This window comes from Methylobacterium sp. WL8, from assembly GCF_008040045.1.
Taxonomy (GTDB): domain Bacteria; phylum Pseudomonadota; class Alphaproteobacteria; order Rhizobiales; family Beijerinckiaceae; genus Methylobacterium; species Methylobacterium cerastii.
This window is the reverse complement of record NZ_VRVF01000028.1, coordinates 37567-58601: the sequence shown is the minus strand read 5'-3', so window position 1 is coordinate 58601 and position 21035 is coordinate 37567. Positions and strand designations below refer to the sequence as shown.

The following is a 21035-nucleotide window of genomic DNA, read 5'->3' as shown; positions in this document are numbered from 1 at the left end:
CCCTCCCCCCCCGGGAGAGGGAGCAGCACCGCCCATACGGCGGGTCGCCTTGGCCGCGTCATCAAGGGCAGCCGACATGAGCGTCATCGTCCAGCCCGCCGACCTCGCGATCGCGGCCCTGCGCGACCGCGGCGGCCCGGCCCAGCCGCTCCTGTCGGTCTCGGGCCTCGTCAAGCACTTCCCCGTGCGCAAGGGCGTCGGGGGCAAGAAGTCGGTCGTGCGCGCCGTCGACGGCGTCGACTTCCAGGCCTTGAAGGGCGAGACCCTCGGGATCGTCGGCGAATCCGGCTGCGGCAAGTCGACGACGGCCAAGCTCCTGATGGGGCTGATCGAGCGCGACCAGGGCGAGATGCTGTTCGACGGCGAGGCGGTGGGCTCCCGCGCGATGCCGTGGCGGACCTATCGCCGCCAGGTGCAGATGGTGTTCCAGGACAGCTACGCCTCGCTCAACCCGCGGATGACGGTGGAGGCCTCGATCGCCTTCGGGCCGACGGTCAACGGGGTCGGCAGCCGCGAGGCGATCGAGCGCGCCCGCGGGCTCCTCGCCCGCGTCGGCCTGGAGCCGAAACGCTTCGCCGGGCGCTACCCGCACGAGCTGTCCGGCGGCCAGCGCCAGCGGGTCAACATCGCCCGCGCCCTGGCGCTCGAGCCGCGGCTGATCCTCCTCGACGAGGCGGTCTCGGCCCTCGACAAGTCGGTGGAGGCGCAGGTGCTCAACCTGCTCCTCGACCTCAAGGCGGAGTTCGGGCTGACCTACCTGTTCATCAGCCACGACCTCAACGTGGTGCGCTTCATCTGCGACCGGGTGATGGTGATGTATCTCGGACGCGTCGCGGAGCTCGGCCCCTCGGACACGGTGCTGGCCGAGCCCGCCCACCCCTACACCCAGGCGCTGCTCGCCTCGATGCCGTCGCTCGATCCCGACAACCGTACGCAGGCCGCCCTGCTCACCGGCGACCCGCCGAACCCGATCGACCCGCCCGACGGCTGCCGCTTCCATCCGCGCTGCCGCCTCGCCGAGCCGGTCTGCTCCCAGGCGACGCCGCCGCTCGCCCCGATCGCGCCGCTGCACCAGGCCGCCTGCCTCGCGCGTCAGCCGGGCTCGGGCCATTCCCTCGCGCCCGCCGCCGAGCAGGTGGCGGCATGAGCGGACCCATGAGCGCGAATCCGAACGCCCCCGCCGTCGAGCTCGTCGACCTCAAGGTCGGCTTCGGCAAGGTCGAGGTGGTCGACGGCGTCGACCTCCGGCTCGAGCGCGGCCAGGCCATGGCGCTGATCGGCGAGTCGGGCTCGGGCAAGAGCGTGACCCTGCGCGCGATCCTGCGCCTCTTCCCGGAAGGCCGCAGCCGCACCCGCGGCAAGATCGCGGTGGCGGGCCGCGACGTGCTCGCCCTGTCGAAGCGCGAGCTGGCGGATTTCCGCGGGCACGTCGCCGCGATGATCTTCCAGGAGCCGCTGCTCGCCTTCGACCCGGTCTACACCGTCGGGCGACAGATCACGGAAGCGATCCGCCGGCACGAGAAGATCGACGCGGCCGGCGCCCGGCAGCGGGCGCTCGCGCTGTTCGAGCGCGTCCGCATCCCGAGCCCGGAACGGCGCCTCGACGCCTACCCGCACGAGATGTCGGGCGGCATGCGCCAGCGCGCGATGATCGCGCTCGCGCTCGCCTGCCGGCCGCAGGTGCTGCTCGCCGACGAGCCGACCACCGCGCTCGACGCCACGGTGCAGATCCAGATCCTGCTGCTGCTGCGCGAGCTGCAGCGCGACCTCGGCCTGTCGATCATCTTGGTGACGCACGACCTCGGCGCGGCGGTCGAGGTCGCCGACCGGATCTCGGTGATGTATGCCGGCCGCATCGTCGAGACCGGCACCGCGCACCAAGTGGTGCTCGATCCCCACCACCCCTACACGATCGGCCTGCTGCGCAGCCGCGCGGAGGGGGCGCTGGCCAAGGAAGTCGACGGAAAGCGCGCACGGCTGCAGACGATCCCGGGGAGCCCGCCGGACCTCGCCAACCGCCCCGCCGGCTGCCCGTTCGCCCCGCGCTGCTTCCTCGCGATCGACAAGTGCCGCGAGACCCCGCCCTCGGTCGAAGTCGGCGGCGGGCACCTGGCCGCCTGCTGGCGCACGGAGGAGGCGTCCGCCGCCTACCGCGCCGGGCCGCAGCCGGTGAGAGCCGAGGCGGCGGCCTGAGCCGGCGGACCACATCCGTCACTTCAATCGGCTGAAGCCGTCGCCGGCCGGGAAGCCCGATCCCCGGTTTGCAGGATCGTGCTCTGAGCCTCGGCCTTGTGGAACCCGCGCATCAGCCCCCGCCGGCGGCCCGCAAGGTCGTCGCCATGCGCGTCACCGCCGGCGCGATGGCGCGCTCGGGCACGGCGGCGTAGCCGAGGAGGAGGCCCGGGGCGGCGTTGCCCGGGTCGGCATGGTAGGCCGAGAGCGCCACGGCCGCGATGCCGGCCTGCGCCAGGGCGGCCACGGCCGCGACATCGCCGAGGCGGGACGGCCAGTCCGGCCCCGGGCGGGCGACGAGGTGCATCCCGCCCTCCAGCGGCGCGACGTCGAGCAGGCCGGCGGCCCGGTCGCGGGCGGCCGCCAGCAGGGCGGCCTGCCGCCCGGCATGGAGCTTTCGCGTGCGGCGCAGGTGGCGGCCGAGATGGCCCTCGTCGATGAAGCGGGCGAGCGCCCCCTGGCCGAGGCCGGAGGGCGCCGGGCCGGTCTCCGCCAGCGCCCGCTGGACCGGTCCGGCGAGCCCCTGCGGCAGCACGAGGTAGCTCAGCTGCAGCGCCGGCAGCAGCACCTTGGAGAAGCTGCCGGCGTAGATCACCCGTCCGGTCCGGTCGAGGGCGCGCAGCGGCGGCAGCGGCCGGCCGGCATAGCGGTACTCGCCGCCGTAATCGTCCTCGACGATCCAGGCGTTCGCCGCCTCGGCCCAGGCGAGCAGCGCCAGCCGGTTCTCCAGGCTCATGGCGTGGCCCAGCGGATAGTGATGCGCCGGCGTCACCACGGCGAGGCGCGCGCCCAGTGCGGCCCCGGCCCGGTCGATCGCGAGGCCGCCGGGTCCGACCGGCACGGGCACAGGGCGCAGGCCCGCTTCCGCCAGCGCCAGGGCGATGCCGGGAAACCCCGGATCTTCGACCAGCGCCGTCTCGCCCGGATCGAGCAGCAGTTGCGCCAGCAGCCGCAAGCTCTGGCGGATGCCGGCGGTGACGATCACCGCGTCGGCCGTGCAGGCGACGCCGCGGGTGGCGGCGAGGTAGGCGGCGGTGGCGGCGCGCAGCCGCGGATCGCCGAGGGGATAAGGCGGCGGGGCGCCGTCGCGCCACTCGGTCTGGAGCAGGCGCCCGAAGGTCGCGTAGGGGAACGCGTCGGCGGCCGGGCGCCCGAGGGCGAAGGCGTTCGGCGCCACCGGCGCCGAGAACCAAACCCGCGCCGACGACGCCATCAGGGCCGTCCCGCGTCGCGACAGGGCCGGCGGAGGCGGAGAGGGCGCCGAAGCTGTAGGCGCGGCGTCGGGGGCTTTCGCGACGGCCAGCGTGTCGTCGGGCAGGGTGGCGGCCACGCGGGTGCCGGAGCCGCGATGTGCCGTGAGATAGCCCTCGGCGACCAGTTGCTCCAAGGCGGTCAACACCGTGCCGCGGGCGCAGCCGAGGTCCTCGGCCAACGCCCGCGAGCCGGGGAGGCGGGCGCCGCGGGCGATGCGACGCTCCAGGATCGCGCGGCGCAGCGCGTCGCCGATCCGCACGTGCAGGGGCGTCGCCGCCCCGTGGGCGAGATCGAGGACGAGGGGCAGGCCGCCCTCTCCGCGTGGGTGGGTCTCGACGGGCCTGGCACCGTGGGCTTCGGGCACGAAGTGGTCCAGTCGTTTGCGTGAAACCGGATCTTTTGCCTGGACCGGCGATCGGTCAAGCCCAGGCCTCCACTGGTCGGGAGCGCCGCGATGTACCAGCCGCCGCATTTCAGGGAGGACGACCTCGGGGCGCAGCACGCCCTGATCCGCGCCCACCCCCTCGGGCTCCTCGTCACCGCCGGGCCGGGGGGCCTGATGGCGAACCCGATCCCGTTCCTGATCGACGGGCAGGCCTCCGAGCGGGGGACGCTGCGCGCGCACCTGGCGCGGGCCAACCCGCACTGGCGCGAGCTGGCGCAGGTCGCGGAATGCCTCGTGGTGTTCCAGGGTCCGCAGGGCTACGTCACACCGTCCTGGTACGCGACCAAGCGCGAGACCGGGAAGGTGGTGCCGACCTGGAACTACGCCACGGTCCACGCTCGGGGGCGACCGCGGGTGATCGAGGATGCGGCCTGGCTCCGGCGCCAGATCGCCGACCTCACGGACCTGCGCGAGGCGGGACGGCCCGAACCCTGGGCGGTCGACGACGCACCGCGGGCCTTCACCGACGCGCAGCTCAAGGGCATCGTCGGGATCGAGATTCCCGTGGCGCAGATCGTGGGCAAGTGGAAGGTCAGCCAGAACCGGCCGGCGGCCGACCGCGATGGCGTGGTCGCGGGATTTCGCGCCGCGGGCGACGGGGACGGCATGGCTGAAGAGATGGCGGCCCTGGTGCAGGCACGGAGCGGACGATGAGCGCGCGCGAGAACGACTTCGGCCAGCCGATCGGGCCGGCCCTGCCGGATTGGCGCCCGCGCCCGCTTCCGCCGCGCACGGCGATGCAGGGACGCACCTGCCGTGTCGAGCCGCTGGATGCGGAGCGCCATGCGGCCGACCTGTTTTCCGCCTTCTCGGCGGCCCCCGACCGGCGGAGCTGGACCTATCTCGGCGGCACCCTGCCGGAGACGGAAGGCGCCTACCGGGCCGAGCTGGCGGCGATGGCGGCCGGCGCCGACCCGCTGTTCCAAGCGATCGTCGACGGGCAGACCGGCCGGGCGGTCGGCCTCGCATCGTACCTGCGCATCGATCCGGCCAACGGCGTCATCGAGGTCGGGCACCTGCACTTCTCGCCCGCCCTGGCGCGGCGGCCGGCCGCGACCGAGGCGATGGCCCTGATGATGGCCCGCGCCTTCGACGAGCTCGGCTACCGCCGCTACGAGTGGAAGTGCGACGCCCTCAACGCGCCCTCGCGCGCGGCGGCCCTGCGCTACGGCTTCACCTTCGAGGGCGTCTTCCGCAACGCCGTCGTGGTGAAGGGGCGCTCCCGCGACACCGCCTGGTTCTCGGTCACCGAGGCCGAATGGCCGCGGGTGAGGGCGGCGTTCCGGGCCTGGCTCGCCCCGGAGAACTTCTTCGAAGACGGGCGGCAGCGGCGAGCCCTCGCCGACCTGCGACCGGGCTGACCCGGCCTCCGCTTGCTCAAAGCGGAGGCCGGGTCAGGCAAGCCCGCGCGGCGCCTGAGCGAAGCCCAAATCCGCCATCCCGAAGGGATCGACCGGATTTGGTATGACCCGGCTCAGCCGGCGGCGCGGGCCGCCCTGACGAAGGCGGCGATGCGGTCCGGGTCCTTCACGCCCGGCGCCGACTCGACGCCCGAGGAGACGTCGACCGCGGTCGCCCCGGTGCGGGCGAGCGCCGCGGCGACGCTCAACGGGTCGAGGCCGCCCGACAGCATCCAGCCGGAGGGGAGGTCCGCGCCGTCGAGCAGGGTCCAGTCGAAGGGGCGGCCGTTGCCGCCGGGAAGCACGGCGCCGGAGGGCGGCTTGGCGTCGAGGAGCAGGCGGTCGGCGGCGGCGAAGGCCGAAATCCGGTCGAGGTCGGCCCGGCTCGCGACGCCCAGCGCCTTCATCACCGGGCGGCCGGCGCGCCGGCGGATCGCGGCGACGCGCTCCGGCGTCTCGACGCCGTGCAGCTGGATCAGGTCGGGATCGATCGCCTCCAGCGCGGCGTCGAGCGCGGCGTCGTCGGGGTCGACCAGCAGGACGACCCGCTCGGCCCGGCCGCGCGCCTGAGCGGACAGGGTGCGGGCCGCGTCGAGGTCGACATGGCGCGGACTTTTGGGAAACCGCACGAGGCCGATCCAGTCGGCGCCGGCCTCCAGGGCGGCGGCCATGGTCTCGGGCGTGCTCAGGCCGCAAATCTTGACGCGAATCGACATGGCTGGCGCTTCGAGACCCGGTCGCGTCAGCGCGGGGCCGGCAGCGCGGTCCGTCCCGGCAGCGTCAGGCCGGTGCCGGGCTCCGGCGGGGCGTAGGCCTTGAGCCGCTCGGTCTCGCCTTCGAGGCGGCGGATCTCGCGGCCGCGGTGGCGGACCTGGCGGCGGGCCTTGCCCTGCCCGAGCCAGGTGAAGATGCCGCCGACGACGATGCCGAGCGCCACCGCCCCGAACAGGATGGCGTAGAGCGGCAGCATCACGCTGAACACCGGATCGGGCGAGAACGGGTCCAGGGAGAGCCGCACGGGATCACGGTTGGCGACCGCGACCAAGATCACCAGGATCGCGATGGGCAGCAGCACCAAACTCTTGAGGAAGCGGACCATCGATCTCTCCGAACCGTTCTTACTGTGCCGCGGATGGTCCGGGAGGACATCCGCGATCCGCCCCACCGGCGGCGACGCGCCGTCGCGCTTGGCCCGCTTCGCGGAAGACGAACCGGCCGATCCGCCGCGATGTCTCGCGAAGGACCCTACTCGGCCGCGGACTGGCTCTCGCCGATCCCGGCCGCGTTGAGGCGCAGGCGCATCTCCTTGCCGGTCTTGAACACGGGGATGGCCTTTTCCGACACGGCAACGGCCGCACCCGTGCGCGGGTTGCGCCCGCGGCGCGCATCCCGGCGCTTCACCGAGAACGCACCGAAGCCGCGCAGCTCGACCCGGTCGCCCCGTGCCAGCGCGTCGGCGATCGTGTCGAGGATCGCGTTGACCAGCGTCTCGACGTCCCGCTGGTAGAGGTGCGGGTTCTGCTCGGCGATCTTGATGACGAGCTCCGACTTGATCATGGCGTCTGGTCTTCTCGAAGTTCCGGGGTGCGAATCCTGGTGGATCGCACCGAATCAGGGCGCGGCGGACGGGCTCGGGCGCCACAGCACGAGCATGCCGCCCTGGGTGACGGCCCCCGCCTCGGCGCCGGCCTCGGCCAGCCGCGCGGACAGGCCCTCGAACCCGAGGAGGTCGGCCCCGAATCCAAGCGCCGAGAACAGGCCGAAGCCCTGGTTGGAGGCGGGCTTCCAGTCGGTCACCGGCAGGTCCTTGGGCACCTTGCGCGCGGTCTCGAGCCACGCGATCGCCTGCCGCTCGCTACCGAGCTCGTCCACGAGCTTCAGCGGCACGCTCTGGCGGCCGCTGAACACCCGGCCGTCGGAGACCGTGGCGACCTGGGCACCGTCCATCCCGCGCCGCTCGGCCACGAGGTTCTTGAACCAGGCATAGGTGTCGCCGACCACCGCCGCGAGGGCGGCCCGCGCCTCGGGCGAGGTCGGGGTGAAGCCCGACGGCTCGGCCTTGAGCGGCGAGGACTTCACCGACTCGACCTTCACGCCGACCTTGTCGAGCAGCCCCGACACGTCCGGATACTGGAACAGCACGCCGATCGAGCCGACGAGCGACGTCTCGCGCGCGACGATGTGGTCGGCGGCGATCGCGGTGATGTAGGCGCCCGAAGCCGCGGTGCCGTCGACGAAGGCGACGATCGGCTTCTTCTCGGCGAGCGCCCGCAGGTTGCGGAACAGCTCCTCGGAGCCGGTGGTGGTGCCCCCGGGCGAGTTGATCGAGACCACCACGCCCTCGACGGCGGCGGATTCGCCGACCCGCTTCATCAGCTTGGCGGTGGCCTCGCTGCCGGAGATGAAGCCCGAGATCGAGATCCGGGCGATCTGCGGCTTCACCGCGCCGAACAGGCCGCCCTCGGTGCCGGCGCGGACCCGCAGGCCGACCGCGCCGACGGCGACGACGAGGCCGCCGATGCCGACCACGCGCCACACGGACAGCTTGCGGCGCAACCGCCGCCGGTCGATCAGGAGTTCGGCGTCGGCTGCCATGCGCTGGTCTGCTCCCTGGCGGTCCCGGCCTCGCGGCCGGCCGGTTCTCAGCCCACCCGCAGACCGATGTCCGGGGCAGGGCGCACGAGGCCCGCGTGCCGCGGCACGATCCGCACCGCACGCGTCGGTACAGACCAAGTCCTTGGCAGGCTTGAACTCGTGGGCGCCGGGCCGTTGCCCGCGAGCGGTGTTCTAGCCCTGCCGGACACGGACCGGCAAGGGGCGCGGGGAACCAAAACCGCATCGCCTTAAGGTTGCGCTGCACCCGTCATGGCCGACCGAATCCGTGCAGGCCCTGAAAACGGTCACGCTGCCGAGGGCACGAGACCGCCAAAAAGAAAGGCCCGCGCCGGACGGGTGTCCGGCGCGGGCCTCGGATCGAATGGGCCCGCCGGCCGCCCGGGCGGAACCCGGGCGGCCGGCGAGGACCGGACTACTTCTCTTCGACGTCGTCGCTGGTGCGGGCCTTCTTGAAGGCCGCGCCGAGGATGTCGCCGAGCGAGGCACCCGAATCGGCCGAGCCGAACTGGGCCATCGCCTCCTTCTCCTCGGCGACTTCCAGCGCCTTGATCGATAGCTGGACGCGGCGCGCCTTGCGGTCGAACTGGATGACGCGGGCGTCGAACTTCTCGCCGGCGGCGAAGCGCTCGGGGCGCTGGTCGCCGCGGTCGCGGGCGAGCTCGGCGCGACGGATGAAGCTCTGCATGTCGGTGTCGACGATCTTCACCTCGATGCCCGAATCTTTCACCTCGACGACCTCGCAGGTGACGATCTGGCCCTTTTTGACGTCGCCGGCCTCGGCGAAGGGGTCCCCGCCGATCTGCTTGATGCCGAGCGAGATGCGCTCCTTCTCGACGTCGACGTCGAGAACCTGCGCCTTGACCATGTCGCCCTTCTTGAACTCCTCGATCACCTGCTCGCCGGGACGGTTCCAGTCGAGGTCCGACAGGTGGACCATGCCGTCGACGTCGCCTTCCAGGCCGATGAACAGGCCGAACTCGGTCTTGTTCTTGACCTCGCCCTCGACCTCGGAGCCGACGGGGTGCTTCTCGTTGAAGGCCTCCCACGGGTTCTGCAGGGTCTGCTTGAGGCCGAGCGAGATGCGGCGCTTGACGGGGTCGACCTCGAGGATCTGCACTTCCACTTCCTGCGAGGTGGAGACGATCTTGCCGGGGTGGACGTTCTTCTTGGTCCAGCTCATCTCGGAGACGTGGATCAGGCCCTCGATCCCCGGCTCCAGCTCCACGAAGGCGCCGTAGTCGGTGATGTTGGTGACGCGGCCCTTGAGCTTGGCGTCGACCGGGTAGCGCTGGGCGATGCCCTCCCACGGATCGGCGAGCAGCTGCTTGATGCCGAGCGAGATGCGGTGGGTCTCGTGGTTGATCTTGATGATCTTGACCTTGACCGTCTGGCCGATGGTCACGACCTCGGACGGGTGGTTCACGCGGCGCCACGCCATGTCGGTGACGTGGAGCAGGCCGTCGATGCCGCCCAGATCCACGAAGGCGCCGTACTCGGTGATGTTCTTGACGACGCCGTCGATGACCTGACCCTCTTCGAGGTTGGCCACGAGCTCGGAGCGCTGCTCGGCGCGGCTCTCCTCCAGCACCGTGCGGCGCGAGACGACGATGTTGCCGCGGCGGCGATCCATCTTGAGGATCTGGAACGGCTGCGGGGTGCCGAGCAGGGGCGTCACGTCGCGCACCGGGCGGATGTCGACCTGGGAGCGCGGCAGGAACGCCACGGCGCCGTCGAGGTCGACGGTGTAGCCACCCTTGACCTGGTTGAAGATCGTGCCGGAGACGCGCTCGTTGGCCTCGAAGGCCTTCTCGAGCTTGACCCACGACTCCTCGCGGCGCGCCTTGTCGCGCGAGATGACGGCTTCGCCGAGCGCGTTCTCGATGCGGTCGACGTAGACCTCGACCTCGTCGCCGACGGCGAGCTCGCCCTCGCGGCCGGGGCCGTTGAATTCCTTGAGGGCGACGCGACCCTCGGTCTTGGCGCCGATGTCGATGACCGCGACGTCCTTCTCGATCGCGACGACGCGACCCTTGACGACGGAGCCTTCGGTGATCTCGTGTTGGAGGAACGATTCCTCGAGCAGCGCCGCGAAGTCGTCGCGGTAGGTGTCGCGCTGCAGAGCGGTACCAGCAGTCATTCTGTCTCCTGAACGGGCTCCCTCGGGGATGCCCTCACGTCGGCGGCTCGTGTTGCGAACGCCCCCGTTGCCGCTGCCGCTCCGGATCGAGGAGCGACCGATCCGAAAATGGGATCGGCTTGCCGACGCGTTCGTACGGTGTCCGAGGGCGGTCGTCCCGGGGCGGCGCCGCGCAACACTGAAACACGCGCGTGCGGTCGGCCTGGAAGGACGCCGGCTCTCTACAGCAACGGGCCCGGAAGTTCAACAGAAACGGGTGTCGACGCAGAACGGGCCCGCTTCCTTCGAAGCAGGCCCGCAGCGTCGGTCCGAAGACTTGGGAGACCGCGAAGACATCAGTCCTCGTCGTCGTCCGCCGGGCGGACGCCCTTGAGCTTGGCGAACACCGAATCGGCGTTGATCCGCTCCTCGCGACCGCCGTGGCGGTGCTCGTCGGCCTCGGGCGCCTCCTCGCGGGTGGAGACCTCGGTCGGCAGCAGCGAGGCGCCCGAATCGGCGGCCAGCGCCGCGGGACGGTCCTTGGCGGCGCGCTGGACCTCGAAGTCGAGGTCGATCTGGGTGCAGAGCCCCAGCGTCACCGGGTCCATCGGCTGCAGCGAGCCGGAGTTCCAGTGCGAGCGCTCGCGGATCTGCTGGATCGTCGACTTGGTGGTGCCGACGAGCCGGATCACCTGCGCGTCCTTCAGCTCGGGGTGGTTGCGCAGCAGCCAGAGGATCGCGTTCGGTCGGTCCTGGCGGCGCGACAGCGGGGTGTAGCGCGGACCCTTGGTGGTGCGCTTGACCTCGGGCAGCTTCACCTTCGAGACCGCGACCTTGAGCTTGTAGGCCGGCGACTTCTGCGCCTTCTCGATCTCGTCGCGGGTGAGCTGGCCGGCGGTGATCGGGTCGAAGCCCTTGATCCCGGCGGCGACCTCGCCGTCGGCGATGCCCTTCACCTCGAGCGGGTGCAGCTTGCAGAAATCGGCGATCTGCTCGAAGGCGAGCGAGGTGTTCTCGACCAGCCAGACGGCGGTCGCCTTGGGCATCAGCGGACCCTGGGTCATGTTTCGCACGGGCTCCAAAACCGACGCGGGGACGGACGGAGCCGGGCATCGGTCCGCAGGCTCCGGACCGCTCGATCCGAAAGTCCCGTCTCACGCGTTCAAAAGGGGAATGACCTCGTATACGCGGGGGCGCCGGAGGGCGCAATCGACTCGACGGCCTGCGGTGGGCCGATCATCGAACACGCGGCGTCGGAGAATCGACCCTCGGCGCTTCATCCGGCACAGCCATTCGTCCTGTCCGGGGCGCGCGAAGGGTTCCGAGGCTTTCGATCGCCGCGGCCCGAGAAACACAAGTCGATGCTCTTTCGAATTGTAATAAATTAGATTCCACAACTCAGGACTTCTACCGAAAGACTTGACCGCACGCCGTTTCCGTGACGTACCGCCTGCGATGTTTGTCTCCCTCCGCACCGTCCTGTTTCGCCTGCACTGGGCGCTCGGCCTCACCGCCGGGCTCGTCCTCGCCCTGGTCGGCGTCACCGGTGCGATGATGAGCTACGAGGAGGCGATCCTCGACCTCGCCAACGCCGACCGCGCGCAGGTCGCGGTCCAGGATCGGCCGGTTCTCGGGCCGGAGGCGCTGGTGGCGCGGCTTTCCGCGGAGCGGCCGGGCCTGAGGGTCGGCGCGCTGACGTTCTTCGGCGACCCCGCGCTGGCCCCGCGGGCGCGCTTCGCCGACGACGCCAAAGCCGGCGACGTCAAGCCCGGCGGGCGGGCGCCGTCGGTCTACCTCGACCCCTACGACGGCACCCTGCGCGGCGAGGTCCGGGGCGAGGCGACCTTCGCCACGATTCGCGGCCTGCACCGGTGGCTGCTGCTGCCCGGAGAGGGCAGGGGCTGGGGCCGCACCATCACCGGCGCCGCGGCTTTGGCGCTCCTCGTGTTCCTCGCCACCGGCCTGGTTCTGCGCTGGCCCAAGGTCCACGCCTGGCGGATCTGGCTGAAGCCGAGCCTGCGCCGGCCCGGGCGGCCGCGCTACTGGTCGCTGCACGCCGTCGCCGGCACCTGGCTGCTGCCGGTCTACGCGGTGATCGCGCTGACGGGGCTGTGGTGGTCCTACGACGCGTACAAGTCGGCCGCGACGTGGCTCCTCACGGGGGAGGTCGCCGTCAAGGGCGCGAACAAGCCGGCGGAGGCGCGCGCGGACCGGGTGGGCGGGCGCAAGAGCGCGGAGCGGACGGACAAGAGCGCGGAGCGGACGGACAAGAGCGCGGAGCGGACGGACAAGGGCGCGGAGCGGACGGACAAGGGCGCGGACGCCCCGCCGGCCCTCGACAAGGCCTGGGCTGCGTTCCGGGCGCAGGAGGGGGCGTCGGCGGCGCTGGCCACCGTGACGCCGCCGGGGCCGGACGCGGCGCGGATCCGCATCCGTTGGATCGCCGAGGCCGACGCCCCGAAGGCGCGCAACGAATCGATCTTCGACGCCGCGACCGGCGCCCGCCTCTCGCTGTCGCGCTTCTCAGACAAGCCGCTCGGCCGACAGATCGCCGATTCCATGCTGGAGGTGCATCGCGGGCGCTTCTTCGGCGCGGCCTTCGCCCTCGTCTTCTGCCTCGCCGCCCTGGCGATGCCGCTGCTCGCGGTCACCGGACTGGTGCTGTACGTCCTGCGGCGCCGCGCCGGCGCCGCACGGGGATCGGCCTTGAGGCGGGCCGGCGGAGGGAGTAGGCCTGACGGCACCGGAGCCATGCCCGGCAACGCGCCGACTTAGCCTTCGCGATCATGCCTTCGGGGGCTGCCCTGGTTTCCGTGAGACCGCCGACCCAGTTGCCGCCCGAGCCGGACGCCGCCGGCCCCCGTCCCCGCGTCAGCGCGCGCGGACGGCTGCGGACCTACTTCCTCACCGGCATCATCGTCGCGGGGCCGCTGGCGATCACCGCCTACATCACGTGGTGGATCATCACGCTGATCGACGGGTTCGTGAAGCCGCTGGTGCCGGCGAGCTACCTGCCCGACCATTACCTGCCGTTCTCGATCCCAGGGCTCGGCATGCTCATCGCCTTCGTCGCGGTGACCCTGCTCGGGTTCCTCACGGCGAACCTCGTGGGGCGCAGCGTGATCGAGTTCGGCGAGGTGCTGCTGGCGCGCACCCCCGTGATCTCGGGGCTGTACAAGGGCCTGCGGCAGATCTTCGAGACGCTGTTCTCCGCCAACGGAACCTCGTTCCGCACGGTCGGCCTCGTCGAGTTCCCGGTGAAGGGAACGTGGTCGGTGGTGTTCCTGTCGGCGCCGGCCGCACCCGACGTCCAGGCGGCGCTGCCCGGCGGCAAGGGAGAGCCAACGGGAAATGGAGGGGGCGAAGCGCGCAACGACTACGTCGGCGTGTTCCTGCCCTGCGCGCCGAACCCGACCACGGGGTTCTTCTTCTACCTGCCGCGCGCCGACATCATCGAGGTCGGGATGAGCGTGGACGACGCGGCCAAGCTGGTGATGTCGGCCGGCGTCATCCAGCCCGACGACCCGCAGGCCCGGCTCCAGGCCATGGCCGCGTCCCTGCGGACGGCACAGGGCGCACCGTCGGCAGGCGCCGCGCCGGTGCGGGAGGAAGCCTGACGGATCAGGACGCGCTGGCGACGACGGTCTTTACCGGGGCGACGGCTTGACCGCCGTTCATCCAGCCCGTCGAGGTCTCGGCGGCGAGGAGCAGCGCCAGGGCGAGGGCGAGGCCGTTGGCGGCGATCCAGAAGGGGCGGGCGGCCCGACGCACGGCGAGCGCCACGTCGGAGGCCTGTGCGGAGGCCGCGTCGGAGATCGGCAGGAGCCAGGGCTCGTGAGCGAGGGACTGCCATCCCTCGGAAGAACCCGGCAGGCGTTGGAACGGTCCGGTCAGCATCGCTGTCCTCCATCTTTCCCGTGACGGCCTGAACGAATCAGCCTTTCGTTCAGGTTCAGTTAAGATTGAAACATGGCCACTGCAAGGCACGCTCGACTACGTGGGGCTCTCAACGGCGGTCGGACCGTTCGCGTTCCGTACCGGATCGACGATTCCTCCAGGACCCGAAACCCTCGCGTCGCGGCCCGTGCGCCGAGACGCCGACAGTCTTTCCCGCCAGGGTGCGAAGCGCCCCCCGCGGAGCGGGCCGTTCAGGACCTTGGTCCTGTACGGCGTCGAGCGAAGCGAAAGCCCACGCCCAAGCCCGCGGACGCGGGCGTCGGCGATTGAGGCCGTCGGAAAAATAGGGCCGGCGCTGTCAAGCGATGGCCCTGCCTGTCCCACGTAGGCCATTGCGCCAAGCGTCCGATCCCTTATCTCGCCGTGAACGATCTCACGCGAGGACGAGACGATGCCGAAGGCGATACGCGTTCAGGATTACGGCGGCCCCGAAGTGATGGCCTACGAGGACGTGCCGACGCCTCAGCCCGGCCCCGGCCAGATCCGCATCCGCGCCGGCGCGATCGGCGTCAACTTCATCGACATCTACTTCCGCTCCGGCGCCTACAAGGCGGCGCAGCTGCCGTTCACGCCGGGCAAGGAGGTCGCCGGGACGGTGACCGCGGTCGGCGAGGGCGTGACCGGGTTCTCGGTCGGCGACCGGGTCGCCACCGGATCGGGGGAGGGCACCTATGCCGAGGAGCCGCTGATCGCGGCCTCGGCCGCCGTGCACGTGCCGGACGGGATCGACGACTCGACCGCCGCCGGCATGATGCTGAAGGGGCTCACCGCCGAGTACCTGCTGCACCGGACCTACGCGGTGAAGCCCGGCGACACGATCCTGTGGCACGCGGCCGCCGGCGGCGTCGGCCTGATCGCCTGCCAGTGGGCGAAGCACCTCGGCGCCACCGTGATCGGCACCGCCGGCTCGGCCGAGAAGGCGGACCTCGCCCGCGCCCACGGCTGCGACCACGTCATCCTCTACCGCGAGGAGGACGTGGCGGCCCGCGTCCGCGAGATCACCGGCGGCAAGGGCGTTCCGGTGGTCTACGACGGCGTCGGCCAGGACACCCTGGCGGGCTCGCTCGATTCGCTGGCGCCGCTCGGCCTGCTCGCGAGCTTCGGCTCGGCCTCCGGTCCGATCAAGGCCCTCGACCTCGGGCTGCTCGCGGCCAAGGGCTCGCTCTACGTCACGCGTCCGACGCTGTTCACCTACGCGAGCCGGCCGGAGATCCTGGCGGAGATGGCCAAGAACCTGTTCTCGGTGGTGCAGAGCGGCGCGGTGAAGATCCCGGTCAACCGCACCTACAAGCTCGCGGAAGCCCAGCAGGTCCACCGGGATCTGGCCGGCCGCGAGACCACGGGCTCGACGGTGATGGTGCCGTGATCCGAGGATCGGCAACGATCCGGGGATCATCGGATCGGAGGATCGCGGTCTCGATCGTTCGTCCCTCGCGCTCCGAAGGCCGCCCGTGAGGGTCGGCGCGGCCGACGCCCTGCTCGTCGTCGACGTGCAGGGCGACTTCCTGCCCGGCGGCGCGCTGGCGGTGCCCGACGGCGACGCCGTCGTGGCGCCGATCCGGGCGCTGGCCGCGCGCTTCGCGACCCTGGTGCTGACGCAGGACTGGCACCCGCCCGGGCACGCCTCGTTCGCGAGCGCGCATCCGGGCCGGGCGCCGTTCGAGACGGTGCGGCTCGCCTACGGCGAGCAGGTGCTGTGGCCGGACCATTGCGTGCAGGGACGCGCCGGCGCGTCGCTCGCCCCCGGCCTCGACCTGCCCGGCGCCGCCCTCGTCCTGCGAAAGGGCCTGAACCCGGGCGTCGACAGCTATTCGGCCTTCGTCGAGGCCGACGGGACGCGGACGGGGCTCGCCGGCTACCTGCGCGAGCGCGGCGTCGGGCGCGTGGTGCTGTGCGGGCTCGCCACCGACTATTGCGTCGCCTGGAGCGCGCTCGACGCGCGCGCGGCGGGGTTCGAGGCCGTGGTGGTCGCGGACGCGACGCGGGCGATCGACCGGGACGGCTCGCTCGCCGCCGCCTGGGCGCGGATGGAGGCGGCCGGAATCGGGCGGAGCCTGAGCGCCGACGTCACCGGCGCGTAGTCGGCGCGGCCGCCGGAGCAGTCGCAACGCCAAGTGGCAAAGGATCAGTTCGCGGTGCGGTCGCGCATCCGGTAGGTGCCGCCGGGGTCGCGCTCGAACATCTCGGGGATGCCGGCGTGGCGCAGGCTCTCCCCCGAGGTGTCGGGCACCAGGTTCTGCTCGGACACGTAGGCGACGTACTCGGTCTCGGCGTTCTCGGCGAGCAGGTGGTAGAACGGCTGGTCCTTGCGCGGACGCGCCTCCTCGGGAATCGCCAGCCACCAATCCTCGGTGTTGTCGAACACCGGGTCGACATCGAAGACGATGCCGCGGAACGGGTAGATCCGGTGGCGCACCACGGCGCCGATCCCGAATTTCGCGATGCGCAGTCTCGTTTCGGTCGGTCGCGCGTCGGTCATGGCCTGATCCATCATGACGGACCAGATAGGCGCGGATGACGGGCTTGTCACCGGGTTCCGGCGCGCGAGCGAAGCGTCCGCGTCCGGCTCCTAGCCGGCGGGCAAAGCGATCCCGAGGTCGGCGGCGATCCCGCGCGCGGTGGCCTCCCGCCGCGCGGTGATCTCGGCGACGGCGGAGCGCGCCCGCTCCAGGATCGCGGCCGGGGCGGTCCGCGGCGTGCCGCTGTCGAAGGGCGGCTCGGGGGCGTATTCCATGCCGAGCTGGATCGCCTGGGCGACCTCGATGCCGCGCAATTCGGCCGCAAGCCGCAGCGCGCCGTCGATCCCGGCGGTGACGCCGGCCGCGAACACCCAGGTCCCGTCGACCACGACGCGCCGGTCGACGGGCTGCGCGCCGAAATACGGCAGCAGCGCGAAGGCGCTCCAGTGCGTCGTCGCCCGGCGCCCCCTGAGCAGCCCGGCGCCGCCGAGGAGGAGCGCGCCGGTGCACACCGAGAAGACGTGCCCGGCCCCCTCCGCCTGCCTGCGGATCCAGCCGAGCACGGCCTCGTCGCGCATCAGGGCCTCCTGGCCGAAGCCGCCGGGCACGTGCAGCACGTCGAGCTGGGGCGCGTCGGCCAAGGCCGCGTCGGGGGTGAGCCGCAGGCCGCGGATGTCGCGCACGCTCTCGGCGGTCGGCGCGTAGATCCGGTAGGTCGCGTTCGGGATGCGGGACAGCACCTCGAAGGGGCCGGTGAGGTCGATCTGGTCCAGCCCCTCGAACAGGAGGGAACCGATCTGCAGGTGGGTCTCGGGCGGGATCATGGCGGGTCTCCGTGGTGGACAGGCGAGCCTTAATCCCGCACGATCTGGCCAGGATGCCAGATGACCCTCGTTTCCAGCCAAACTCTTCCGGCAAGTCTGCGCCGACGGGGGCGCCCCGCATCGTCGAGGTGCTGGCCTTCCCGTCGGTGCAGCTCCTCGACGTGGCCGGGCCGCTGCAGGTCTTCGCGACCGCCAACGAGCAGGCGCGGGGCGCGAGGCCCTACGCGCCGCGGGTGGTCGGCTGGGGCGATTGCGCGCCGACCTCGTCGGCGGGCCTGCGGCTCGCGGTCGACCCGCCGCCCGACCGCGACGCCCCCCTCGACACGCTGATCGTGGCCGGCGGCCCCGGCGTCGTGGCGGCCTGCGCCGACGCGGACCTCGTCGACTGGATGCGGGCGCGGGCGGCGCGGGCGCGCCGGGTCGCCTCGGTCTGCACCGGCGCCTTCCTGCTCGGGGCCGCGGGGCTCCTCGACGGGCGCCGGGCGGCAACGCACTGGGCCCATTGCGCGCGGCTCGCGAAACGCTATCCGCTGGCACGCGTCGAGCCGGACCCGATCTTCGTGCAGGACGGCCCGGTCTGGTCCTCGGCGGGGATCACCGCGGGCATCGACCTGGCGCTGGCGCTGGTGGAACAGGACCTCGGCCGCCCCCTGGCGCTCGGGGTCGCGCGCCATCTCGTGATGTTCCTCAAGCGGCCGGGCGGGCAGGCGCAGTTCAGCGCGGCGCTCGCGCTCCAGGCCGGCGACGACCGCTTCGACGCCCTCCATGCCTGGATCCGGGAGAACCTGGCCGGCGACCTCTCGCTGCCGGCGCTCGCGGCGGCGGCGGGCATGAGCGAGCGCAGCCTCGGGCGCCACTACCGTGCGGCGACCGGGCTGACGCCGGCCAAGGGGGTCGAGCGGCTGCGGGTGGAGGCGGCGCAGCGGGCGTTGTCCGAGACGCGGCGCCCGGTGAAGCGCATCGCGCAGGCCTGCGGCTTCGGTTCGGAGGAAACGATGCGCCGCAGCTTCCTGCGGCTCGTCGCTACGCTGCCGCAGGATTACCGCACCCGGTTCGGATCGTGACGGCGCCCACCAGGCCTCATGGGTGAACCGATGAGGTCCGGCGGAGAGCCGCCGCGCCGCCGAAGCGGTGGCCGGGCTCGGGCGGCGCCCGGGATCAGCCGAGCTTGTAGACCGCGGCCAGCTCCGGGTCCTTGGCCGCCACGAGCTTGGCCAGGTCGACGATGACCTTGGCCTGCTTCCAGGTGGCGTCGTCCTGCATCTTGCCGTCGAGCATCACCGCGCCGGTGCCGTCGGGCATCGCCGCGACGATGCGGGCGGCGAAGGCCACCTCGTCCGGATCAGGGGCGAAGACGCGCTTGGCGATGGCGACCTGGTTCGGGTGCAGCGTCCAGGCGCCGGCGCAGCCCATGAGGAAGGCGTTGCGGAACTGGACCTCGCAGGCCGGGCCGTCGGAGAAGTCGCCGAACGGGCCGTAGAAGGCCTTGATGCCGTTGGCCATGCAGGCGTCGACCATTTTCGCGATGGTGTAGTGCCAGAGATCCTGCTGCGCGCTGGCGCGGGCGACGCCCTCAGCCGTCGGGTCGGCGATCACCCGGTATTCCGGATGGCCGCCGCCGACGCGGGTGGTCTTCATGCCGCGGGACGCCGCCAGGTCGGCGGGGCCGAGGCTCATTCCGTGCATGCGGGGCGACGCGCAGGCGATGGCGTCGACGTTTGCGACGCCTTCGGCCGTCTCGAGGATCGCGTGGATCAGGATCGGCTTCGTCACGCCGTGGCGCGCCTCGAGCTGGGCGAGGAGCTGGTCGACGTAGTGGATGTCCCACGGGCCCTCGACCTTGGGGATCATCACCACGTCGAGCTTCGAGCCGACTTCGGCCACGAGCTCGAACAGGTCGTCGAGAAACCACGGCGAGTTCAACGCATTGATGCGGCTCCACAGCCCGGTGCCGGTCGCCGCGAAGTCGGTCGCCTGCGCCATCTGGACGAAGCCCTTCCGGGCCGCCTCCTTCTGGTCCATCGGCACCGCGTCCTCCAAGTTGCCGAGCACGACGTCGACGGTCGGCGCGAGCTCCGGCACGCGGGCGCGGACCTTGTCGTTGTGGGGCGGCACGAAGTGGATCATCCGCTCCAGCCGCACCGGCAGCTCGCGGAAGGGCTCGGGCGCGCCGGCGGCGAGCGGCTGGAAGAAGCGGCGCGGCAGTTTCATGTCAAAACCTCGTTGCGGGTCGGCGTGACCGAGCGGTTCGTCCGGTTAGTGCAAGCACAGGCCCGGCGTAAAGCGATCCGCGCGGTTCGGATCATGGTGCGCTGCCGCACGACGGGCACTCTGGGCGCGGCGGTTACGCCCCATATCGGGAACGCGACGGACGGCGCGGCGTTTTTCGAACCGAGGTGGGTCAATCGATATCGGGAATCGGGCTATGCCCACATCCAAGACGCGTCGGATCGCCCTCTGCGCGACAGTCCTCGCTCTCGGGATCGGTGCGCCCGATCTGTCCTTCGCCGGATCGGACACGGCCAAGCGGGCCGAGCGCACGGTCTTCACCCCGGGCGAAATCGCCACGGCGCGTCCCGCCGCCCTGAAGGGTCCCCTGCGCATCGCCGGCGACGACCCCCAGGCCTTCCAGGCGCTGATCGACCAGGCGTCCGCGGCCCCCGACCCATGGCTCGTCCTCTCCGGCGGCGGCGAGAACGGCGCATTCGCGGCGGGACTGCTCTCCGGCTGGAGCGCCAGCGGCCGCCGCCCGGCCTTCGGCGTCATCACCGGCGTCTCGACGGGAGCCCTGATCGCGCCCTTCGCCTTCATCGGCGACGCCGGCGACGCGGCCCTGCGCGAGGCCTACACCACGGTCTCGGCGGCGGACGTGTTCGAGTTCGGCGGCTCCAACGAGGCCCTGACCGACACCTGGCCGCTCAAGCGCCGGATCGAGAAGGCGGTGACGCCGCGACTGCTGAAGGCGATCGCGGCCGAGCACGCCAAGGGTCGCCGGCTGCTGGTCGCCACCACCGAGCTCGACACGGAGCGCCCGGTGCTGTGGGACATGGGCGCCATCGCCACGGTCGGCGACGACAAGGCGCTGAACCTGTTCCGCGCGATCGTGCTGGCCTCGTCCGCGGTGCCCGGCGTGTTCCCGCCGGTCTCGATCGATTCGGCCACCGCAAATAGCAAGATGATCCAGGAGATGCACGTGGACGGCGGCACCACGGCGCCGTTCTTCCTGGCGCCGAAGCCGGCGCTCATCGCCGCGCTGACGGGCTCGGGCGGGGTGAAGATCCCGGCCCGGACGGTCTACCTCGTGGTCAACAACAAGCTCGCGCCGTACTTCCAGATGGCGACGCACACCACGCTCTCGGTGCTCGGCCGGGCGATGTCGGCGGCGATCAAGGCGCAGACGCGCGACGCCCTCGCGCTCGCCGACGCCTTCGCCCGCCGCGAATCCCTCGACCTGAAGGTCGCCGAGATCGACGACCGCTTCACCGAGACCTCGCCGGCCCCGTTCGACCAGCGCTACATGAAGGCGTTGTTCGCGCATGCCGAAACGCTGGGCCGAGCCGGCACGGCCTTCGAAGGCTCGGAAGCGATGGCCGGCGCTCCGTCGAACCTGCCGACGGGTGCGCTCGGCGCCGTGCATGCGAAGGCCCCGCATCCCGCCGAGATGCCGCGCCTGGACGCATCGCGTCCGGAGGCGTCCCAGGCCCTGGCGACGCGCTGAGCGGCGCGAGAGCA

21 protein-coding genes are annotated in these 21035 nt (G+C 72.0%); 10 read left to right on the top strand and 11 right to left on the bottom strand.

All coding sequences use genetic code 11. The features are described from left to right. Nucleotides 1-76 precede the first annotated feature (76 nt). Complete coding sequence (locus tag FV234_RS12295; protein ID WP_147754746.1) at nt 77-1147, top strand: ABC transporter ATP-binding protein; 1071 nt, start codon at nt 77-79, stop codon at nt 1145-1147. A gap of 8 nt (nt 1148-1155) precedes the next feature. Next, the gene (locus FV234_RS12290) at nt 1156-2193 is read left to right on the top strand and encodes an ABC transporter ATP-binding protein (RefSeq protein WP_147829528.1); all 1038 of its coding nucleotides are present in this window, start codon (nt 1156-1158) and stop codon (nt 2191-2193) included. Nucleotides 2194-2305: 112 nt separating this feature from the next. Here FV234_RS12290 and FV234_RS12285 read toward each other — a convergent pair whose 3' ends face one another. Further along, nucleotides 2306-3850: a PLP-dependent aminotransferase family protein gene (locus FV234_RS12285; protein WP_238272304.1), complete on the bottom strand. Its 1545-nt coding sequence runs from the start codon at nt 3848-3850 to the stop codon at nt 2306-2308. A 90-nt stretch (nt 3851-3940) separates the two neighbouring features. Between FV234_RS12285 and FV234_RS12280 the strand changes: the two genes are divergently transcribed. Together FV234_RS12280 and FV234_RS12275 are read left to right on the top strand one after the other, a co-directional pair. Beyond that, entirely contained in the window at nt 3941-4585 is a 645-nt protein-coding gene (locus FV234_RS12280) for an FMN-binding negative transcriptional regulator (protein ID WP_147829526.1), read from the top strand. Beyond that, nucleotides 4582-5292 (top strand): GNAT family protein, encoded by a 711-nt coding sequence (locus FV234_RS12275; protein WP_147829524.1) that lies wholly within the window; start codon nt 4582-4584, stop codon nt 5290-5292. Before FV234_RS12280 ends, FV234_RS12275 begins: the two co-directional genes overlap by 4 nt. A 113-nt stretch (nt 5293-5405) precedes the next feature. Here the strand turns inward: FV234_RS12275 and FV234_RS12270 are convergent, their stop codons facing one another. The 6 genes from FV234_RS12270 to FV234_RS12245 all read right to left on the bottom strand — a co-directional run bounded on the left by FV234_RS12270 (nt 5406) and on the right by FV234_RS12245 (nt 11127). Continuing rightward, nucleotides 5406-6047: a phosphoribosylanthranilate isomerase gene (locus tag FV234_RS12270; RefSeq protein WP_147829522.1), complete on the bottom strand. Its 642-nt coding sequence runs from the start codon at nt 6045-6047 to the stop codon at nt 5406-5408. Between the two features lie 26 nt (nt 6048-6073). Continuing rightward, entirely contained in the window at nt 6074-6430 is a 357-nt protein-coding gene (locus FV234_RS12265) for a LapA family protein (protein WP_147753554.1), read from the bottom strand. A gap of 146 nt (nt 6431-6576) precedes the next feature. Next, a complete protein-coding gene (ihfB, locus tag FV234_RS12260; protein WP_147753553.1) occupies nt 6577-6888 on the bottom strand; it encodes an integration host factor subunit beta in 312 nt (103 codons plus the stop codon). 54 nt (nt 6889-6942) lie between these two features. Beyond that, a complete protein-coding gene (sppA, locus tag FV234_RS12255) occupies nt 6943-7926 on the bottom strand; it encodes a signal peptide peptidase SppA (RefSeq protein WP_147763098.1) in 984 nt (327 codons plus the stop codon). Between the two features lie 433 nt (nt 7927-8359). Then, nucleotides 8360-10084, bottom strand: coding sequence for a 30S ribosomal protein S1 (gene rpsA, locus FV234_RS12250; RefSeq protein WP_147753551.1), 1725 nt, complete (start codon nt 10082-10084; stop codon nt 8360-8362). A gap of 335 nt (nt 10085-10419) precedes the next feature. Continuing rightward, entirely contained in the window at nt 10420-11127 is a 708-nt protein-coding gene (locus FV234_RS12245; RefSeq protein ID WP_147753550.1) for a cell cycle transcriptional regulator TrcR, read from the bottom strand. 391 nt (nt 11128-11518) lie between these two features. On the opposite strand from FV234_RS12245, the gene FV234_RS12240 reads away from it, so the two are divergent. Both FV234_RS12240 and FV234_RS12235 read left to right on the top strand, forming a co-directional pair. Continuing rightward, on the top strand, nt 11519-12838 hold the full coding sequence (locus tag FV234_RS12240; protein WP_147829520.1) for a PepSY-associated TM helix domain-containing protein: 1320 nt from the start codon (nt 11519-11521) through the stop codon (nt 12836-12838). A 29-nt stretch (nt 12839-12867) separates the two neighbouring features. Further along, entirely contained in the window at nt 12868-13680 is an 813-nt protein-coding gene (locus FV234_RS12235; RefSeq protein ID WP_238272314.1) for a DUF502 domain-containing protein, read from the top strand. A gap of 4 nt (nt 13681-13684) precedes the next feature. Here FV234_RS12235 and FV234_RS12230 read toward each other — a convergent pair whose 3' ends face one another. Further along, nucleotides 13685-13960: a hypothetical protein gene (locus FV234_RS12230; protein ID WP_147753547.1), complete on the bottom strand. Its 276-nt coding sequence runs from the start codon at nt 13958-13960 to the stop codon at nt 13685-13687. 451 nt (nt 13961-14411) lie between these two features. Here FV234_RS12230 and FV234_RS12225 point away from each other — a divergent pair, with 451 nt between their 5' ends. Together FV234_RS12225 and FV234_RS12220 are read left to right on the top strand one after the other, a co-directional pair. Continuing rightward, the gene (locus FV234_RS12225; RefSeq protein ID WP_147763094.1) at nt 14412-15386 is read left to right on the top strand and encodes a quinone oxidoreductase; all 975 of its coding nucleotides are present in this window, start codon (nt 14412-14414) and stop codon (nt 15384-15386) included. Nucleotides 15387-15471: 85 nt separating this feature from the next. Further along, nucleotides 15472-16101: a nicotinamidase gene (locus tag FV234_RS12220; protein ID WP_147829518.1), complete on the top strand. Its 630-nt coding sequence runs from the start codon at nt 15472-15474 to the stop codon at nt 16099-16101. 44 nt (nt 16102-16145) lie between these two features. On the opposite strand, the gene hspQ is transcribed toward FV234_RS12220, so the two are convergent. Both hspQ and FV234_RS12210 read right to left on the bottom strand, forming a co-directional pair. Then, nucleotides 16146-16499: a heat shock protein HspQ gene (gene hspQ, locus FV234_RS12215; RefSeq protein ID WP_147753544.1), complete on the bottom strand. Its 354-nt coding sequence runs from the start codon at nt 16497-16499 to the stop codon at nt 16146-16148. Between the two features lie 90 nt (nt 16500-16589). Beyond that, nucleotides 16590-17303: a DJ-1/PfpI family protein gene (locus FV234_RS12210; RefSeq protein WP_147753543.1), complete on the bottom strand. Its 714-nt coding sequence runs from the start codon at nt 17301-17303 to the stop codon at nt 16590-16592. A gap of 53 nt (nt 17304-17356) precedes the next feature. Between FV234_RS12210 and FV234_RS12205 the strand changes: the two genes are divergently transcribed. Next, on the top strand, nt 17357-18367 hold the full coding sequence (locus FV234_RS12205) for a helix-turn-helix domain-containing protein (protein ID WP_147829516.1): 1011 nt from the start codon (nt 17357-17359) through the stop codon (nt 18365-18367). A 94-nt stretch (nt 18368-18461) separates the two neighbouring features. Here FV234_RS12205 and FV234_RS12200 read toward each other — a convergent pair whose 3' ends face one another. Next, on the bottom strand, nt 18462-19514 hold the full coding sequence (locus FV234_RS12200) for a CoA ester lyase (protein WP_147753390.1): 1053 nt from the start codon (nt 19512-19514) through the stop codon (nt 18462-18464). A 214-nt stretch (nt 19515-19728) separates the two neighbouring features. On the opposite strand from FV234_RS12200, the gene FV234_RS12195 reads away from it, so the two are divergent. Then, nucleotides 19729-21021 (top strand): patatin-like phospholipase family protein, encoded by a 1293-nt coding sequence (locus tag FV234_RS12195; protein WP_147829514.1) that lies wholly within the window; start codon nt 19729-19731, stop codon nt 21019-21021. Nucleotides 21022-21035 lie beyond the last annotated feature (14 nt).

What these genes read in the sequence shown, in the direction of transcription:
- FV234_RS12295 (WP_147754746.1), top strand. Translation starts at nt 77, where the DNA reads ATGAGCGTCATCGTCCAGCCCGCCGACCTCGCGATCGCGGCCCTGCGC.
- FV234_RS12290 (WP_147829528.1), top strand. Translation starts at nt 1,156, where the DNA reads ATGAGCGCGAATCCGAACGCCCCCGCCGTCGAGCTCGTCGACCTCAAG.
- FV234_RS12280 (WP_147829526.1), top strand. Translation starts at nt 3,941, where the DNA reads ATGTACCAGCCGCCGCATTTCAGGGAGGACGACCTCGGGGCGCAGCAC.
- FV234_RS12275 (WP_147829524.1), top strand. Translation starts at nt 4,582, where the DNA reads ATGAGCGCGCGCGAGAACGACTTCGGCCAGCCGATCGGGCCGGCCCTG.
- FV234_RS12270 (WP_147829522.1), bottom strand. Translation starts at nt 6,047, where the DNA reads ATGTCGATTCGCGTCAAGATTTGCGGCCTGAGCACGCCCGAGACCATG.
- FV234_RS12265 (WP_147753554.1), bottom strand. Translation starts at nt 6,430, where the DNA reads ATGGTCCGCTTCCTCAAGAGTTTGGTGCTGCTGCCCATCGCGATCCTG.
- ihfB (WP_147753553.1), bottom strand. Translation starts at nt 6,888, where the DNA reads ATGATCAAGTCGGAGCTCGTCATCAAGATCGCCGAGCAGAACCCGCAC.
- sppA (WP_147763098.1), bottom strand. Translation starts at nt 7,926, where the DNA reads ATGGCAGCCGACGCCGAACTCCTGATCGACCGGCGGCGGTTGCGCCGC.
- rpsA (WP_147753551.1), bottom strand. Translation starts at nt 10,084, where the DNA reads ATGACTGCTGGTACCGCTCTGCAGCGCGACACCTACCGCGACGACTTC.
- FV234_RS12245 (WP_147753550.1), bottom strand. Translation starts at nt 11,127, where the DNA reads ATGACCCAGGGTCCGCTGATGCCCAAGGCGACCGCCGTCTGGCTGGTC.
- FV234_RS12240 (WP_147829520.1), top strand. Translation starts at nt 11,519, where the DNA reads ATGTTTGTCTCCCTCCGCACCGTCCTGTTTCGCCTGCACTGGGCGCTC.
- FV234_RS12230 (WP_147753547.1), bottom strand. Translation starts at nt 13,960, where the DNA reads ATGCTGACCGGACCGTTCCAACGCCTGCCGGGTTCTTCCGAGGGATGG.
- FV234_RS12225 (WP_147763094.1), top strand. Translation starts at nt 14,412, where the DNA reads ATGCCGAAGGCGATACGCGTTCAGGATTACGGCGGCCCCGAAGTGATG.
- hspQ (WP_147753544.1), bottom strand. Translation starts at nt 16,499, where the DNA reads ATGACCGACGCGCGACCGACCGAAACGAGACTGCGCATCGCGAAATTC.
- FV234_RS12210 (WP_147753543.1), bottom strand. Translation starts at nt 17,303, where the DNA reads ATGATCCCGCCCGAGACCCACCTGCAGATCGGTTCCCTCCTGTTCGAG.
- FV234_RS12205 (WP_147829516.1), top strand. Translation starts at nt 17,357, where the DNA reads ATGCCAGATGACCCTCGTTTCCAGCCAAACTCTTCCGGCAAGTCTGCG.
- FV234_RS12200 (WP_147753390.1), bottom strand. Translation starts at nt 19,514, where the DNA reads ATGAAACTGCCGCGCCGCTTCTTCCAGCCGCTCGCCGCCGGCGCGCCC.
- FV234_RS12195 (WP_147829514.1), top strand. Translation starts at nt 19,729, where the DNA reads ATGCCCACATCCAAGACGCGTCGGATCGCCCTCTGCGCGACAGTCCTC.